Raw genomic sequence first — 18,473 nt, 5'->3', positions numbered from 1 at the left:
CGAGGATGCAGCTTTTGGTTAAGTTAGTTTGCTGGGGCCGCAGGTAGAAAGTTTGCTTGAGGGGCATTTCTCTTATCATGACCGTGAACTTTCTGATCATCGCCCTTTTGCCATTCGTAGAAGGCTCCAAGAGTGTAGAAGTAAGGAATGCTTTCTGCATGGGAGAAGGACCATTTAGGCACATTTTCCCTGAAGTATTTCTCCCAGCCATTCTCAAACAGTTTCATGGTGCGATCGCGGCGTTCACGGAACTGCAGGTAATTTTCGTGTCGGGTCCAGCCATGCATCCTGTCACTTGCTTTAACGCGGTTTGCATAGGCTGCATCGGTTTCACTGAAGCCTTGAGGCGAAGCAATAGCCGTACGTTGCACATATGCATCCCGGGTTTCACCCACGGCTATCCAGCGATTAATCCTGTCAAGGCTTCGGCCCAGAGGTCCACCCAGCCATTGAGTGAGCATCTTGTTGTCGTTCATAAAGAAGTCAAAAGTGAGGCTCGACGCCAGGGCAAATCCGAACGTCTGAGCATAGGTAAACCCGGATATAAGGCTGTGGGCGTATACACCGGCAGTGGCAATAGGGCCCAGTACGAAACCGGCTGTAACAGAAGCCAGGGTTTTCACTTTTTGTGGTGTCACCCGGTTCAGCAGTGGTACCTGAATCCCTTGTCCGGAACCCATGGATTTCATTATTTCGGGCGCCAGACGGGAAATACTGCGATACCTGTGGGGATTGGCATAGTGCTGTCTGGCAAACAGCATAGAGCCGGTTTTCAACAGAATGCCTGAGGAAGCGGCTTTACCCAGTGGCATGGTCAGTCCGCCCACTTCGGAGATTCGTTCAATGCCACTGTGGTAGGCATATTGTCCGGTTCGGTCAAGATCAACACTATAGCGTTCCAGCCAGTGCTGGAAAGGTGTGAGCATTCTGTGCAGATAATCACCCCTGTTGGTCAGGTCCAGCAGATAGAGGAATGACATGTTTGAGAGGGACAGTCTGGCAGCCTGCGAGAGGGTGTGAGTCACCAGGAGAGGTTTGTAGCTGGAGTAGTACCAGGTCACAGCCTGTACCAGAAAGGCTGAAGGTTTGAACCAGTAATCACTTAACTGATGCTCAACCGCTGCGGTATGGGCCTGTATTAATGTGTTATGGATAGCCTTGATCAGGTCTGATTCGTGCAGGCCAGCAGCAGCGGCATAAGGCGTCAGGGCATCTTGAATATTGGCCAGAAACGCTGCTGTCCTGCGGCCATTTTCAAAGGCAATATCGTCAAGAACATAGTTGGCGATGATAGCAACTGCATACTCTTTCATGCCGGCAACAGACTCTTTCATACCTGCCGGGCCGGTGGCAGTCACGGTTACAGAATTAAAGGCACATTGTATGAATTCCTCAGCACCCTTGTCGGACAGTAACTGGACAACCTTCCTGAACTCAGGCACCTTGATACCCTGTTTGTAGCCAAGTAAGTGCTCAAATTCATCCACTGTATGGTAATCGTCGACCCCTCTGACGGCCTTTATGTAGTTCTCGAGTTCGTCCTTGCTGATCAGACCTTCACGAAGCAAAGCCGTGATTTTGTTACCACTGGCAGAACGGGCAGCGAAGTATTCCGGGAAGCTTTTCAGGCTACCCGGTTCATGTTCGATAAAGTGAATGGCTCTTTTGCCCATGCCATGAATTTCGTCGTCGTATTGTTGAGCCCCACTTCCCATCTCATTTCTGGCCCTGGACACAAGTCTGTAGACTTCTTCCAGGACATTCAGAGGCTGATCTTCTGAAGCCTTGAGAACGGGTTCCGGGAAGCTCGTCTTCAGCCTTGTGAAGATTTCCACAATCCGACTGGCCTGATTAAAAGTCAGGTTGTCTCCAACCATCGCCCGCAAATAAATGGGGGCCAATTCATCGTCAAAATCGAAAGTCGTAATCCAGTGCACTGTCTTACCGCTTTCTGATGCTAATTGTGCCAGACCCAGGGCAGCATCCAGTGCCTGTTGTTTGAGAGAGTGCTGTTCTGTGAAAGCATCCATAGTGGCCCGAACTTTTGCCTGTTCCGGCGTGTACTGGAATGGACCACCGTCATTTTCGACAGCTTCCCTTGCAGCCTTCAGGACTTGCTTTATTTTCTTAATGTCTGCTTCCCTGACATCCATCTCAGCTTCCAGACGGGCCTGTTGAATCAGTTGCCAGATCTTGCCGCCATTACCATCATCACCACCCAGTTTTAGCTGTTTTTTTCTCAGGGCATTAACCCGGTCTTTATAGCTGTCAGATGCCTCTGGTTTGAGACCTGCGGCTTCTTCAGCGGCGTCAAGAGCCGCTCTATGATAATCCCTCAGAGCGTTTTCTGCTTTTGAGACAGCCTGACTTTTCTGCTCAAGGACTAAATCCGGCAGATCGCTGCCTCCAACATTGATCATCTCTTGTCTTTTTCGGTCCAGATCCTCTTGTGCATTCGTCTGTTCAAGCCGGGCATTGGTGAATTCCATACTTCTCCTGTCGTGCTCATGCAGGAATTCCGTGATCTGAGTGTATTTTTTTCTGGTTACAGACAGTTCATCCTCAACTTCATTGGTTTTGTCCAGGGCATGGGTATCCGCATAGGCTGAAATGGCAATATAGTAATCATCTTCTTCCAGTAAACCGAGGTCACTTTTAATCCGAATGTTATGAGCTTTTACGACAGCATGCAGTTTATCAAAGATTTCTTTTCGTCTATTTGCACTGTCTCGTCGCAGAATGCGTTTAATGTCGTCTATTTGCTCTCGAATGGTTTGCTCGCTATCTGCAGGCAGGCCTAATTCAAGCTGAATTTCTTTTATTGCCTGAATGAGAAGCTTTGCGTCTTCATCCACGCTAGCAGTACCGACGTCAGGATGAGCCAGAATTACCATTTTTTTTCGGCAAAGAACGCTCAGTTTGCTGCGAACACCTGCCAGCATTCTTTCAGCTTCTTTTAATATCTTTCTGGCATAGGCAACATTACGATCAAGGACGTATCGGGGTTCAGGGCCCAGACGAGCCATTAGCTTGTCAAGCTCAATTTCAATGGCTTCAATACGCTCATCAACGTCAGGCCAGCCTGCATTGAAAACTTCGTTATCCAGCTGTTGGAGTTTTGTTCCAATCAGATTGTTCTGGTCGTCTATAGTGGCGTCTTCTTCATAATCCTTAATATCGAGTTGATGAGCCATTTCATTGTTTATGGCTCTTTTGATACCTTCATCAAAAACATTGTGTAGCTTATCCATGGATGTCTGAATTTCGGTTCTTAGAACCTCCTTCTGATCTGACAGGTTATCATTCTCTTCAAATACTATATTCAGATCTTTGGCCAGTTTGGCAATGGAAGCCCGGCCTCTTTTTTTGGCGGCAACGTTTTCATGAGGACAGATACCCAGCTCGAACTCTATAGCGTCGAGCAGATTTATCTGATTTTCTTTGGCTTGTTCATCCAGGTACAAATCTTCAACATTATAGGCAAGACTCGCATGAAGCATCTTTAGTTTGAGACCCCTGTCGTCCAGAGTTGTCCTGGCTTCTTTCCAGAGGGTTTGATGTATCTGATCCAGAATGGATTCCGGTATATTATCGTCATCAATTGCTGCAAGAATCCAGGTAAGTCTTGCTGCCTGGTCATTCTCTTCATTGAACCTGATGTTGAGTATTTCTTCTATTGCTTCCAGCAGTTCCGGTTGTTCTATGGCTCGCTCACCCGGGCCCGATTTTCCAAATTTGTAGCGAAGATGTGCGACAAGCTTTATGAATTTGAGGTCCTTCTCGTCCATAGCTTCGCTTTGATAGGTCCAGAGGGTATTATCTATCTCATCCAGGATGTCATCGGAGAGGTCATCGCCGTCAAGTATTCTACGAACCTTGGTCAATCTTGTTATTTTGTCATCCTCTTCACTGATTTTGATGTTGAGTACTTCTGCTGTGGCTTTCAGAAGGTCCAGAGCAAATTCCTCTAACCGCTGTCTGGCGTTACTGATGAATCTATGCATGTCTTCAGAAATCCCATGGCGACGGATATAAACATCGTTGTTTTCATCAAGATCACTCATCTCAAGGGCTTTTTCCACGTCACTCAGTGTTTCAAGTACCTCCGGCATGGCTTTGGGGTGGCCTGGTGTTCTGATGTCATCCAGCTCTTTCTCCAGCTCTGCAAGTCTGAAGAGCCTGGAATGTAAGGTTGACTCCAGGGCGACGCGTTCTTCTGGTGTGTTATCTTCATTCAGTTCAATACCCAGAGCCGCTGTCAGAACAGATTTTGTGGCTCCGATGAAAGAATCCTCTGTTGCGATCCTGGCCTCTATTGTCTTCAGCTTTTCCAGCTTGCTTTCCATCTCAAGCAGCTCCCCGGCAAAATCGCCAATGAGCCTGGAGGCAAATCTATCGCCTTTGTCAAAAGAATCGCTGGACGGCTCATTATAAAAATAATCGCTATTGGCTTTGTTGAAAACGGGTATTACTTCGTGAGTATCCTGAACAAAATGCTGACTGGTCAGAAAATTTCTAAGCGCAGGTTTGAAGCCGAAGTGTTTAGCGAACTGAATATGCATCCAGGTTGGCATGATGTACAGCGAGGTGAATCCGACGTGTGGCATTGTTAATTCAAATTCATCTGCTCCAATTGAAGTAGCACTGGTCAGTGCCTGCTGAAGATATTCGAAGAATGCAAGCGTCCCCAGTTTCTCATCGTATCCTTCACCCGAGTCAAGTCCGGCATTGTACCGTTCAGCGAACTCCTCCAGCATTGCCATCTGCCTGCTTCGAATAACGTACTGGTAGCTTTTGGCCTTGTCTTTTTTAACCCGTACTGTTGTTTGAGGAGTGGGGGCATTGCAGTCATATTTATCCCAGATGTCATAGAGACCTTCCACAAAAGCGACATCGGTCGGGTTTTGTTTCTGACCTCGGAAAACAATAATCTTTCCCGGAGTCTCAGTCACTTCCAGTTTTGGATAACCAGCAGGCACAGGATAAACCTGTGTCTCATCCTCGACATGTACGACATAGCCTACGGGTTTCTGGTATGACAACAGAGCGTCCAGAGTATCCTGTTGTAAATCATTCCCCAGAACATGGACCTGGATATAAGCAGAGGTGGTAGCTGCTAAAAGCGCTTCATCATTGACAAAGAGCGATTGGCCCAGACGCTGCAGTTTGGGAGGCTGATTGCCTCCGGCGATAAGGCGCATGAAGGAACGCCCGCTCACATCAACTTCGCCTACTTCAATAGTGACGAGGTCAATATAGTTATCAGCTTCGCCAAGGTTTCCCGCTCTTTCATGTGCACCTCTGAGCACTCCGGCCAGTTGTTCGGGACTGGCGATTTTTGTCAGGGGTTCTAATTGCAGGTTGTCACCCAGTTGAGCACGAACCGCCGCAATTGAATCCTGATCGGTCATTCCTTTTCTGACTGCAATGACCAGTTTCTTTTCTGCAAGACTATGGGTGATCCTGAAGACTTCCTCATCAGAGACCTTCAGGACTTTGGTGTACTTCTGAGCAACGTTATTCTCACCTGTTGCAAACAGATCAACGCTGGAAACGCCACCATCAATACCGGGAAAAACGTCCGTGAAACCTTCAGAGGGAACGACATAGCCCGCTCTGGCCTGAGTCTGATCAGGGTAGGTGGTTGTGAAGGATTTGGGTATTGGCTGCCGGTTATGACCTAAAGTGGGTCCAACCATGACCTCACTCTGGGTAAACTCCACATGTCCATTGTCCGAAATATCGACAGATTTTGTCTGCAGTCTGCGACCAGCCACTGCGTCTGCAGCAATGATCGAAGAGCTGATTACAACGGCTACAGCAAGGCCTAACGCATTGAGGTGAGCATTTGTCATTCTACAACCATAGAGCTGAGTACTTTTATTAACGTGAAAAGTGATTGTCACACACACAGAGGAATCAGCTTTTAAGTACTTAATTAAGGTAGTCTGCTGAGGTTGCAGGTGGAAATGAACTTTCTCATCGCCAGTCGCAGAAGGCACTCAGAGTGTAGGAGTATGGAATACTTTCTGCGTGGGAAAATGACCATTTAGGCACATTTTCCCTGAAGTATTTTTCCCAGCCATTCTCAAACAGTTTCGTGGTGCGATCCCGGCGTTCACGGAACTGCAGATAATTTTCGTGCCGGGTCCAGCCATGCATCATGTCACTTGCTTCAACGCGGCCTGCATACTCTGCGTCGGTTTCATTGAAGCGTTGAGGTGTAGCAACAGACGCACGTTTCACATATTCATCGTCCGTTTCACCCAGGCCTGCCCAGCGACTGATCTTGTCAAGAGTTCGGCCCAGAGGCCCACCCAGCCATTGAGTGAGCATCTTGTTGTCGTTCATAAAGAAGTCGTAAGTAAGACTCGACGCCAGAGCGAAGCCGAAGGTTTGAGCATAGCTAAATCCGGATACCAGACCCTGGGCGTATGCTCCAACAGTGGCAATCGGGCCCAGAGCGAGAGCAGCTGTGGCAGAAGTCAGCGTTTTCACTTTTTGTGGTGTTACCCGGTGCAACAGTGTTACCTGAACCCCTTGACCGGAAGCCATGGACTTCACTATTTCGGGCACCAGACGGAGAATACTGTGATACATATGCGGGTTAGCGTTGTACTGTCTGGCAAACAACATGGAGCCGGTTCTCAGCAGAATGACTGAGGAAGCGGCTTTACCCAATGGCATGGCCAGCCCGCCCACTTCAGAGACTCGTTCAATGCCAATGTGGTTTGCGTATTGGCTGGTTCGGTTAAGATCAATACCATAGCCTTCCAGCCAGTGCTGGAAAGGTGTGAGCATCCGGTGCAGGCAATCACCCCTGTTGGTCAGATCCAGAAGATAGAGAAATGAAACGTTCGAGAGGGATAGCTCGACAGCCTGCCAGGTGGTGTGGGTCGCCAGCAGGGGGGTGTAGCTGGAGAAGTACCAGGTGACAGCCTGTACCAGAAAAGCTGAAGGTTTGACCCAGTAATCATTCAGTTGGTGCTCAACTGCTGCGGCATGGGCCTGCATCAAGGTGCTATCGATAGCTTTGACCAGGTCTGATTCAGCCAGGCCGACAGCATGAGCATAAGGTGTCAGGGTATCCTGAACTTTGCTCAGGAAGGCTGCCATTTTGTGGCCGTTTTCAAAGGCAATATCGTCGAGAACATAGTTGGCGATGACCGCAGCAGCGTAGTCTTTCATGCCAGCAACAGACTCTTTTATACCCGCCGGATCAGAAGCAGTCACGGTCACAGGAGTAAAGGCACTCTGCATGAATTCATCAACCCCTTCATCGGAGAGCACCTGGACAATGGCTCTGAAGCGAGGCAGGTTGACGCCGTGTTTGTAGCCAAGGAAGTGTTCAAATTCATTCACTGTCTGATAACCTTCAACACCTCTGACAGCCTTAATGTGGTTCTCAAGTTCAATCTTGCTGATCAGACCCTCACGCAGCAAAGCTATGATTTTGTTACCACTGGCAGAATGGACAGATAAGTATTCCGAAAAGTCTTTCAGGTCCCGCTCGACATAGTGAATACCTGCCAAGCCCAAGCCGCGAATTTCGTCGTCGTATTCTTGTGCCCCATTTTCTATCTCAGACAATGCCTGGTGCGTCAGAATCCGGACTTCTTCGAAGGCATTCAGGGGTTGACCTTCTTCAGGCTCGGGAGAGGATTCCGGAAAGGTCGTCTTCAGGCTCCTGAAAACTTCCACAATCCGGCTGGCCTGCATAAACGTCAGTTTGTCTCCGGTCAGTGCCTGCAAGCGAATCGGTGCATATTCATTGTCAAAATCGAAAGTCGCAAGAGATGGTGTTGCCTTACCGTTTTCTTTTGCTGCTTTTGTCAGGCCAATGGCGGCTTCCAGAGCTTGTTTTTTGAGAGGATGCTGCTGCGAAAATCTGTGGATAGAATTCAGAACTTTTGCCTGCTTTGGCGAGTACTGGAAGGGGCTACCATCATTTTCGACGGTTTTCTCTGCCGCCTTCAGGACTTCCTTTATTCTCTCAATGTCTGCTTTCCTGGCTTCAATCTCATCTTCCAGACGGACCTGTTCCTGAGTCAGTTGCCGGATCTTGCCGCCGTTACCGTCATGTCCGCCCAGCTGTACCAGTTTGCTTCTCAGGGCATTAACCCGGTGTTCACTGGTGTCAGTGGGGTCTGGTTTAAGACCCACTGCTTTTTCTAAAGGGTCAAGAAACGCTTTATGAAAATCTATCAGGTCTTCTTCTGCTTTTGATAACGCTTTACTTTTCTGCTCCAGGGCTAAATTCAGCAGGGCTATTTCGTTCTTATGGAGGGTTTCAGCGGACTCATCGGTGTTAAGCTCCTCCTTTTTAAGGTCCAGCCTCTGTTGTGTATTCCTCTCGTCAAGCCGTGCATTGCTCACCTTCATGCTTTCTCTGTCGTGAATACGAAGAAATTGCAAAATCTGAGCGTACTTGTCCCGGGTTAAAGGCAGTTCACCCAATGCTTCATACAGTTCATCGTTATTGTCCAGGCTACCAGTATGTTTATTGTCTGCAACGACAGCAGAGTAATCAGCTTCTGCCAGTAAACTGAGGTCGTCTCCATCTGTCAGGATATTGGCATTGGTCAGGGTTTTCAGTTGCTCAAGGATTTCATCTCGTTTTTCTTCGCTGTATTCCCGCAGGTAATGTTTGACGTCCTCCATCCGCTCTTCGGGAACTTGTGCGTCATTTGCAGTCAGACCCAGGTCGGTCTGAAGTTTTTTCATTGCCTGATTGACAATCGTGTTGTCTTCATCAGGGATAGGTTGCAGCTCAGCACGGCTCCCTGCAAATACCACGCGTTTGCCACGCAGCCTGTTCAGTTTGCGATGAACATTTGTCAGCTCACTTTCAGCCTCTTTCAGTGCCCGTCTGGCCCTGGCTGCATCACGATCAAGAACGAATCGTGGCTTAGCTCCCAGACGAGCCATTTGCCTGTCAAGTTCATGATCAATGGCGGCGATACGCTCATTGACGTCAGGCAGGCCGACATTGACAACTTCTTCGTCCAGCCGCTGGAGTTTTGTTTCAATCAGACTGTTCTGGTCTTCGAGGGTGGCATCATCTTTATAGTCCTCAATGTTGAGTCGAAAAGCTATTTCATTGTTCCAGACTCTTCTGGCGGCTTCATCGTCGTAAAGTGCGTTTGATTTTGCGATTAATTCCTGAATTTTGGTTCTCAGGGTATCCTTTCGGTCAGACAGGTTGACATCCATGTCAAATGCTATATCCAGATCTTTGGCCAGTTTGACAGTGAAAACCTGACCTCTTTTTTGAGCGGCAGAGTTTTCGCTAATGTCGATGTTTAGCTTGTCCTCTATAGTTTTTAGCATAGAAGTCTGTTGTCTTATGGCTCGTTCATACGCATCTTCGAAAAAAAAGTTAAGACATCTCTGAAGCCTCCCGGGTCTTGTTTCTCTTTGTTCGTAAGCAGGTGAAATGTCTCTTTTCCAGTAAGGGGAGTCTATGTCATCCAGCATTTTTTCGGTGATATCTTCGTCCTCAAGTCTGGTAAGAATCCTGCCGAGTCTTTCCTGGTTGTCATCATCGTCAATGGCATCGATCTTGAGTATTTCTTCCAGGGTTTCCAGTACGTCCAGCGCCTCTTCTTCTACCTGCTGTCTGACTTGTTCAATGTATGACCGAATTTCCCTGGCAATAGCGTCACGACGATAATACACATCGTCCTCACTACCCTGAATATTCATCGCCAGGGCGTTTTCCAGATCAGTGAGTTTCCTGAGCACTTCAGGCATGGCTATGGGGTGCCCTGGTGTTCTGATGTCTTCCAGTTCTGTTTCCAAATCTGCGAGACTGAATAACCTGTTACGTGTTGCTTCTATCTGTGTGTTGCGTTGTTCTATTGTGCTGCCTTCTTCCATAGGGTCATAAAAGTCTGTCACATAATCTCCAATGAGTTTGGCGTCAATGTCTTCTATGCCCCTTTGAGCAGGCAGTGCCCGGATACTCTGAAAGATATATTCCTGGTGTTCGTCTGGTGAATTGTCCTGATTATCAAGTCTGTCAGGCAGGTCTGCCTGCCGAAGATTCAGTCTGTTAATCTTCCCTAGTTCAGTGTTCAGTGACTGAATTCTCCGAACCAGGCGTTTTTGTTGAACGGCAATATCTGCATTGCTATCAAAATCCTTAATATTTAAATGTACGGCAATGGCGGCATAATGGGCTTTCATTGCAGCTCTTTTTCCAGCCTCTGTACTGGTCTTCTGAAGATGCTGTCGGAATAGAGTTCCCTGCTGATTAAGGTGCTTCAGAATGGCCTGGTGACGAGCTTCCGGTCTAGCTTCACTGACGCGCACCAGACCGAGCTGACTTTCAACGATAGCCAGCTTGTGGCGGGCCTCGACATTGGTGGCTGCTGCATTTTGTTGCATACAATGTTGAATGGACTGAAAGCGTGCACTCAGATCGTTTTCATTGATCGGAATGATATCGAGCGGGCCTTCCATCGCTGCCAGTTTTACTTTTGCTGCTTCTTCGTCAAACTGTTCTGTTGCGGCCATCACCTGGTTGATTTCATCCAGTTTTATTGAGATGAGTCTGGCTTGTTCTTTTGCTGGTCGGGTATCATCCCAGTTATCAATACCAAGTTTTTCTGCCAGTTGAGCTTTGTAAGCCTTGTTGGCTTCTGCTCTGACATCACGGGCATGTCGTTCCAGGTGCGGGATTCGTCTGACTTCGTGTTGAAGTTTCCGAAGCAGGTTTTCCAGTTCTTCCTGCTCGGCATGAAAATGTAAAAGCTTATTCTCAAGTTGCCGATGGAGATAGATTGCTCTCTGTTTCTCCCTTTCACTGATAGTGACTTCTTCTGATACCAGCCTTAGCAGGCTTACAACCCGGGCGAGTTCGGCTTCTGTTGCCAGATGATCTTCCAGCATGAGTTCCCTCTCAATCAGTTGTCTGGCCATATCGCTCAGGACTTTGGAAACAAACGGGTCGTCGCGAAAAATATCGGTCAGTGGTTCGGAGACACCGGTTATAAGGTTCAGCATGCTCTGAACAAAACGCTGTTTAGTCAGGAGATCTCTCAGCTGGGGTCTGAAGCTGAAATGTTTTGTGAGTTGAATCTGCAGCCAGGTCGGTGTGATGGCTGTCAAAACCACTCTGATGTGTTCCAGTGTAAGCTCAAATTCATCGTTTCCATAAATGCCATAGGGAGTAGCACTGGCTAATGCCTGCTGGAGAGATTCATAGTATGTAAGTGCATGTATCATCCGTTGATCTTCGTCTGCAAGTGTCTTCGGTTGCTCTTTGTTAGCGGTAGCACCATGTCTCGCAACAAACCTCTCCAGCACTGTCATCTGCATGCTTCGAATGACGTACTGGTAGCTTTTGACCTTATATTTTTTAACCTTTGTTACCACTCCGGGGGAGGGGGGATTAACTTCAGCTTTTTTCCAGAGGTCATAGAGGTTTTCTACAAAAGCGATATCATGGGGGTTCAGCCTCTGACCATGAAAAACAATCACCTCCCCCGTAGCTTCTGTCACTTCCAGCTTTGGATAACCCGCAGGCACAGGATAAACCTGTGTGTCATCCTCGACGTTGACAACGTAGCCGACGGGTTTGCTGTGTGCCAGAAGTTCATTAAGGGCCTTTTGTTGTAAGTCCTCTTCCAGCACGTGAACCTGGATATAGGCAGATGCGGCTGCTGCCAGGAGAACATCATCATTGACAAAGAGTGATTGTCCCAGACGTTGTCGGTCAGGAGGCTGATCGCCAGCAGCGAGAAGACGCATGAAAGTACGCCCATTCACTTCAACTTCTTCTACTTGAAGGGTGGCAAGGGGAACATAGTGATGATTTGCGCCGAGGTTTCCTGCCACATAATTGACAGCTTTAAGCAAATTAGCCAGTTGTCCGGGGCTGGCGATTTTTGTTAACGGTTCTAATTCGCTGTTAACTAATTGGTAACGAACAGCCTCAACTGAATACTGATCGGTCATTCCACCTCTGACTTCAATGACCAGATTCTTTTCTTTAAGATTATGGGTGAACCTGAAGGCTGCCTCATTACCCACTTTCAGGACTTTGGTGTATTTTTGAGCAACGCCATTTTCGCCTGTTTCAAACAGATCAACACTGGAAACGCAGCCATCAACATCAGCAAGAACTTCTGTGAAGCCTTTAGAAGGAAAGGCATAGATTGCCCTGTAATCAGTCTTGTCACGATAGGTGGTTGTATAGGATTTGGGTATTGGCTGCTGGTCCTGATCCAGGGTTGGCCGAACCATGACCTCACTGTGGGTAAACTTCACATGTCCATTATTTATAATATCGACGGACTTTGTCTGCAGCTTGCGATCGGCCAGTGCCTGTGGAGCAATGATGGAAGAACTGATTGCAAAAGTCAGAGCAAGGCTTAACGTATTGGGGCGAGCTTTTGTCATTCTACTACCTCAGAGCTGAGTACTGTTTACCGTGAAAAGTGATTTTTACCTCAAGTGGAGAAACGGTTTCTAATCGCTCATGGCTGTCAGTTGCTCATGAAGGCACCCAGGGTGTAAGAGTAAGGAATACTTTCTGCGTGAGAGAACGACCATTTAGGTACATTTTCCCTGAAGTATTTCTCCCAGCCATTCTCGAATAGCATCATGGTGCGATCACGGCGTTCACGGAACTGCAGATAATTTTCGTGTCGAGTCCAGCCATACAGGGTGTTGTTTGCTTTAACACGGCTTGCATATTCTTCATCGGTCTCACTGAAGCCCTGAGGTGAAGCAATAGCGTCAGGTTGCAAATACTCATCGTCCGTTTCCCCCGCGCCTGTCCAGCGATTAATCTTGTCAAGACTTCGGCCCAGAGGTCCACCCAGCCATTGAGTGAGCATCTTGTTGTCGTTCATAAAAAAGTCGAAAGTGAGACTTGACGCCAGTGCGAATCCGAAGGTTTGTGCATAGGTGAATCCGGATATAAGGCTATTAGCGTATGCTCCGAAAGTGGCTACCGGACCCAGCACAAGTCCGACAGTGGCAGAAGCCAGAGTTTTTACTTTTTGTGGTGTCATTCTGTGCAGCAGCGGTACCTGAACCCCTTGTCCGGAACCCATGGACTTCATCATTTCGGGCACCAGACGGACAATGCTGCGATACTTGTGGGGGTTGGCGTTGTGCTGTCTGGCAAAGAGCGCAGAGCCGGTTTTCAACAGAATGACTGAGGACGCTGCTTTACCCAATGGCATGGCCAGTCCGCCCAGTTCAGAGATTTGTTCAATGCCACTGTGGTAGGCATATTGTCCGGTTCGGTCAAGATCAATACGGTAGCGTTCCAGCCAGTGCTGGAAAGGTGTGAGCATTCTGTGCAGATAATCCCCTCTGTTGGTCAGGTCCAGCAGATAGAGGAACGCCATGTTTGAGAGGGACAGTGCCTTAGCCTGCGAGACGGTATGAGTCGCCAGTAGCGGTTTGTAGCTGGAGAAGTACCAGGTGACAGCCTGTACCAGGAAGGCTGAAGGTTTGACCCAGTATTCCTTCAGCTGCCACTCAACCGCTGTGGCATGAGCCTGCATCAAGGTGTCATGGATAGCCTTGATCAGGTCTGATTCAGACAGGCCGACAGCATTGGCATAAGGTGTCAGGGTATCCTGAACATTGTCCAGGAAAGCCGCTGTCCTGTGGCCATTATCAAAGGCAATATCATCAAGCACGTAATTGGCGATGACTGCGGCTGCATACTCCTTCATGCCGACAACCGACTCTTTCATAGCCGCCGGACCCGTTGCCGTTAGAGTCACTGGAGCAAAGACACTCTGCATGAAAGCCTCGGTACTCTCATCGGACAGCATCTGGACAACCTTCCTGAACTCAGGCACCCTGACGCCGTGTTTATAACCAAGGACGTGTTCAAATTCAGCCACTGTCTGATAACCGTCGACACCTCTGACGGCCTTCATGTAGTTTTCAAGTTCAACCTTGCTGATCAGCCCTTCACTCAGCAAAGCCATGATCTTGTTAGCACTGGCAGAACGGGCAGCGAAGTATTCCGGGAAGCTTTTCAGGTCCCCGGGAACATGCTCGATAAAGTGAATGCCCGTTGAGCCTATGTCACGAATTTCGTTGTCGTATTGTTGAGACGCGGTTTTTATTTCATTCCTGGCTCTTCGCACCAGAATCTGAGCTTCTTCAATGGCATTCCGAAAATGATACTCCGCAGGCTTGAAGGGATAATCCCGGAAGATCGTCTTCAGACTCTTGAAAACTTCCACAATCCGACTGGCCTGTGTAAACGTCAGTTCGTCTCCGGCCATTGCCTGTAAGCGAATTGGTGCAAATTCATCATTAAAATCGAAAGTCTTGAGGCAGGGTATTGTCTTACCGCTTTCTACTGCAGATTCTGCCAGACTCATCGCGACTCCCAGAGCTTGTTTTTTCAGAAGGTGCTGCTGAGTGAATGTGTGTATAGCGTCCAGAACCTTTGCCTGTTTCGGTGTGTACTGGAAGGGACCAGCATCATTTTTGACAGCTTCTTCGGCAGCCTTCAGGACTTTTTTCAGTCTCTCAATATCTGCTCCGGAGGCTTCAATTCCAGCTTTCGGGCGGGCCTGTTCCTGAATCAGTTGTTGGATCTTGTTGCCCAATCCTGCATCGACTTCATCAGTTGCGTCCCGGGCATAAGTATCTGAATGGTCTTTAATAGCAATAGTGTAATGAGCTGCTTCCAGCGAAGCGGGGTCGCCAGATATCCGGACGTCCAGATTTGTTTTGGTTCTCAGTTCCGCAACGATTTGATCTCGTATTTCGACACTGAATTCCAGCAGGAAATTTATAATGTCCTCTGCTCGCTCTCTATTAGTTTGCTCCTCACCTGCAGACAGACCCAGTTCGGTCTGATAATGTTTCATTGCCCGATTGAACGTCGTATCGTCTTTTTCTGAAGTATCTTTGAAGTCAGTATGGCTACCCAAAGGTACCAACTGTTTGCGACGAATAGCATCCAGATTGTGATTAGCAGCCTCCAGCTCACTTCCAGCTTCTTCGACTGCCCGCCTGGCTGTCGCTAACTCACGATCAAGAACGTATCGGGGTTTGGGTCCCAGGCGAGCCATTTGCCTGTCAAGAGCATTCTCAATGGCTGCAATACGCTCATTGATGTCAGGCTGACCCACTTTGAAAACTTCTTCATTCAGCTGTTGAAGCTTTTCTCTAATCAGGCTCTTTTGTTCGTTTATGCTGGCATCATTTCTGTAGCCATTAATGTTGAGTTGATCAGCAATTTTATTGTTACTGACCCTTTTAACACCTTTATTGTTATAAGTTTTCTCTACTTCTTTCATTAATTCCTGAAGTCTTTCTCTCAGGGTATCCTTCTGGTCAGACAGGTCGGCATCGTCTTCAAACCCTACACGCAGTTCATTGGCCAGTTTAGCTATGAAAGTTTTTTCTCTTTCCTGAGCAGCAGGGTTTTCATGAGGGTCAATATCCAGCTTGTCCTCCAGAGCGATAAGGTAATCTGCCTGTCGTTCTCTGGCCTGCAGATCCGATTCTTCGACTTTGAAGGTAAGGCCATCACGAATACTGTGGAGTACCACATCCATCCGCACCAGACCCCGCTCCAGATCTTTCTCCAGATCTCCCATCAGATCTGGCCCTTTACCTTCCCACCCGAGGATCTTGTCCATCTGACCCAGCTCGTGATTTGAGATATCACCGCCATCAAGCCTCGAGAGAACCCTTGCCAGTCGTGCTGCTTTGTCATCACCTTCATTGATGTGGATGCTGAGTAACCCTTCCATAGATTTCAGTACGGTCAGGGCCTCTTCCTCTGACCGCTGTCGGGCTTCTCTGATGTATATCCGGATAGCTTCAGAAATGACCTGACGATGGTAATACACATCGTTCTCTTCACGGAGGTTTTCTTTCTCAAAAACGCTTTCCACGGCAAGAAGGGTCCTGGATACTTCAGGCATGACTTTGGGGTGGCCCGGTGTTCTGATGTCTTCCAGTTCGTCTTCCAGCTTTGAAAGCTCGAAGAGCTTGTCATGTACCATTAACTCCAGGTTGGTGCGGTCTTCCAGACTTCTGTCTTCATTCAGATCAATACCCAGAACTGCTGCCAGAGAAATTTGTCTGAGCCCGGTGTAATAATCCTCCATATTGAGCTGCTCACCCATTTTCATAAGTGTTTGAATCAGATGTTCTTGCTGATCGTCAATATCTGCATGGCTATCAAAATCCCTGATGTTTAAATATGCGGCAATAGTCGTAAAGCGTTTTTTTATTTCTGCTACTTTTTTAGCCTCTGAGCTGGTGATTTGTTGCCGGAAGGCTTGCTGATGAGGCTCCAGGTCGTCTTCATTAAGTGGAACAATAATCAGCTTGGCGCCAATTGCCGCCAGATGTTCCTCCAGAGCCTGTTTTTGTGACTGTGCTGTTGCGGCTACCAATCTGAAGATTTCATTAATTTTTCTGCTGATCAGCCTGGCTTGCTCTTCCAGTGGTTGGGTATCATCCCAGTCCTCAATACCAAGCTCTGCTGCTGTTTGAGCGTTGCGAGATTTTGTGGCATCTGTTCTGGCATCATGAACTTGTTTTTTTAGCAATGGAATTTGATTGGCTTCCCGTTGCAGCGTCACTATCCGGTTTGTCAGAGCATCTACCCTGCCATGAATCTTCGCAAGCTCATCCACAAGTTGCTGATTTAACTCCTCCATTCTCAAGTTTTGCCCGATACCTTGAGCGGCTGATGCCAAAAAGCGATCGGTTAATTCACTTTGTTTTGCCAGCAAGGCCTCTATTGTCCTGAGCTTCTTCAACGCGCTTTCCATCTCAAGCAGTTGCCCGACAAAGTCACCAATGACTCTGGCAGTAAAGCCTTCGCCCAGGTCAGGAGAATCATCAGAAAAATCATGCGAACTGGCGAGAAAGATTAAATCATTATGAATATTCTGAACAAATAGCCCGTTAGCCAGAAAATTTCTAAGTACAGGTTTGAAGCCGAAGTGTCTTAACAGTTGAATATGCACCCAGGTTGGCGTGATCAACGGCGAAGTGAATTTGACGTGTTGTGAAGTGAATTCAACTTCATCTGCTCCATCTGAAGTAGCACTGGCCAATGCCTGCTGAAGCCCTTCAAAGTCTGCAAGCTCCTCCACCTCATCATCGACTTCTTCAACGAAGTTGAGTCCGGCATGGTGCTTTGCGGCCAAATCCTCCAGTGTTGTCATCTGCCTGCTTCGAATGATGTACCGGTAGCTTTTGACTTTGTCTTTTTTAACCTGTGCAGTGTCCTTGTTAAAATAATCGGTAAAGCGATAGAGATTTTGCACAAGGGCGATATCGGTGGGGTTCTGTTTCTGACCATGGAAGACAATAATCTCCCCCGGAGTCTCAGTTACTTCCAGTTTTGGATAACCAGCAGGGACAGGATAAGCCCGAGTCTCATCCTCGACATGCACAACATAGCCGACGGGTTTATGGTATGACAGCAGATTTTCCAGGGCATCCTGTTGTATCTCTTTCCCAAGAACATGCACCTGGGTATAGGCAGAGGTGGCTGCTGCCAAAAGCACCTCATCATTGACAAAAAGTGACTGACCCAGACGTTGCAGCTCAGGGGGCTGATCACCCGCAGCGACAAGGCGCATGAAGGTGCGCCCGTCCACCTCAACCTCGTCTACTTCAAGGGTGGCAAGGGCAACATAGTTATCGGCTTCGCCCAGGTTTCCTGCTCTTTCGTGCGCACCTTTCAGTACCCTCACCAGATGATCGGGGCTGGCCATTTCAGTAGAGGGTTCCAATGTCCAGGCGACCCCTGATTGAGCGCGAACAGCCCGAATTAAATCCTGATGGGTCATACTGTCTCTGACTTCGATAAGCAGTTTCTCTTCTGCAAGGTTATGGGTGAACCTGAAGATCCCCTCATTACCCACCTTCAGCACTTTGGTGTACTTCTGAGCAACGTTATTCTCGTCTGTCTCAAACTGATCAACACTGGAAACGCCACCCTCGATGCCAGAAAGAACGTCTGTGAAGCCTTCAGAAGGAATGTCATAGCCCGATCTGACTTCAGTCTGATCAGGGTAGGTGGTGGTGAAGGATTTGGGTATTGGCTGCGAGTCATCATCCAACGTTGGCTTAACGATGACCTCGCTCTGGGTAAACTCCACTTGTTCATTGCCCGAAATATCAACAGATTTTGTCTGCAGCCTGCGATTGGCCAGTGCGTCTGTAGCAATGATGGAAGAGCTGATGGCAACGGCCACGGCAAGGCTTAATGCATTGGGGCGGATATTTCTCATTCAACTACCTCGAAGCTGAGTATTTTTATTACTGTAAAAAGTGATTGTTACGCCAAACGGGATGGCAACTTCCAATCGCTTATGGCTGTAATCACTTATTCGAGTGGCTTCAAGGCTTTTTTACTTTAACGGAGAAATGTCTGTGGGCTGAGAAGGAGAACTCACAGACGGCACCATCACCGATGTTTTGTCACCGGTGTGGTTCTTATGGTAGTTGCTTGT

General features: G+C 48.0%; 3 protein-coding genes. All 3 read right to left on the bottom strand.

Translation table 11 applies throughout. From position 1 onward, the window contains the following. Positions 1-23: 23 nt before the first annotated feature. The 3 genes from ACO6VG_RS24010 to ACO6VG_RS24000 all read right to left on the bottom strand — a co-directional run bounded on the left by ACO6VG_RS24010 (position 24) and on the right by ACO6VG_RS24000 (position 18,251). On the bottom strand, positions 24-5,855 hold the full coding sequence (locus ACO6VG_RS24010; protein WP_422475983.1) for a hypothetical protein: 5,832 nt from the start codon (positions 5,853-5,855) through the stop codon (positions 24-26). A 124-nt stretch (positions 5,856-5,979) separates the two neighbouring features. Further along, on the bottom strand, positions 5,980-12,405 hold the full coding sequence (locus tag ACO6VG_RS24005; RefSeq protein WP_422475981.1) for a hypothetical protein: 6,426 nt from the start codon (positions 12,403-12,405) through the stop codon (positions 5,980-5,982). An 86-nt stretch (positions 12,406-12,491) separates the two neighbouring features. Then, positions 12,492-18,251: a hypothetical protein gene (locus ACO6VG_RS24000; RefSeq protein WP_422475979.1), complete on the bottom strand. Its 5,760-nt coding sequence runs from the start codon at positions 18,249-18,251 to the stop codon at positions 12,492-12,494. Positions 18,252-18,473 lie beyond the last annotated feature (222 nt).

The organism is Endozoicomonas sp. ALB032, assembly GCF_049310125.1.
Classification (GTDB): Bacteria; Pseudomonadota; Gammaproteobacteria; order Pseudomonadales; family Endozoicomonadaceae; genus Endozoicomonas_A.
Note: the sequence above shows the minus strand (reverse complement) of the source record. Positions and strands in the feature narration are given on the sequence as shown.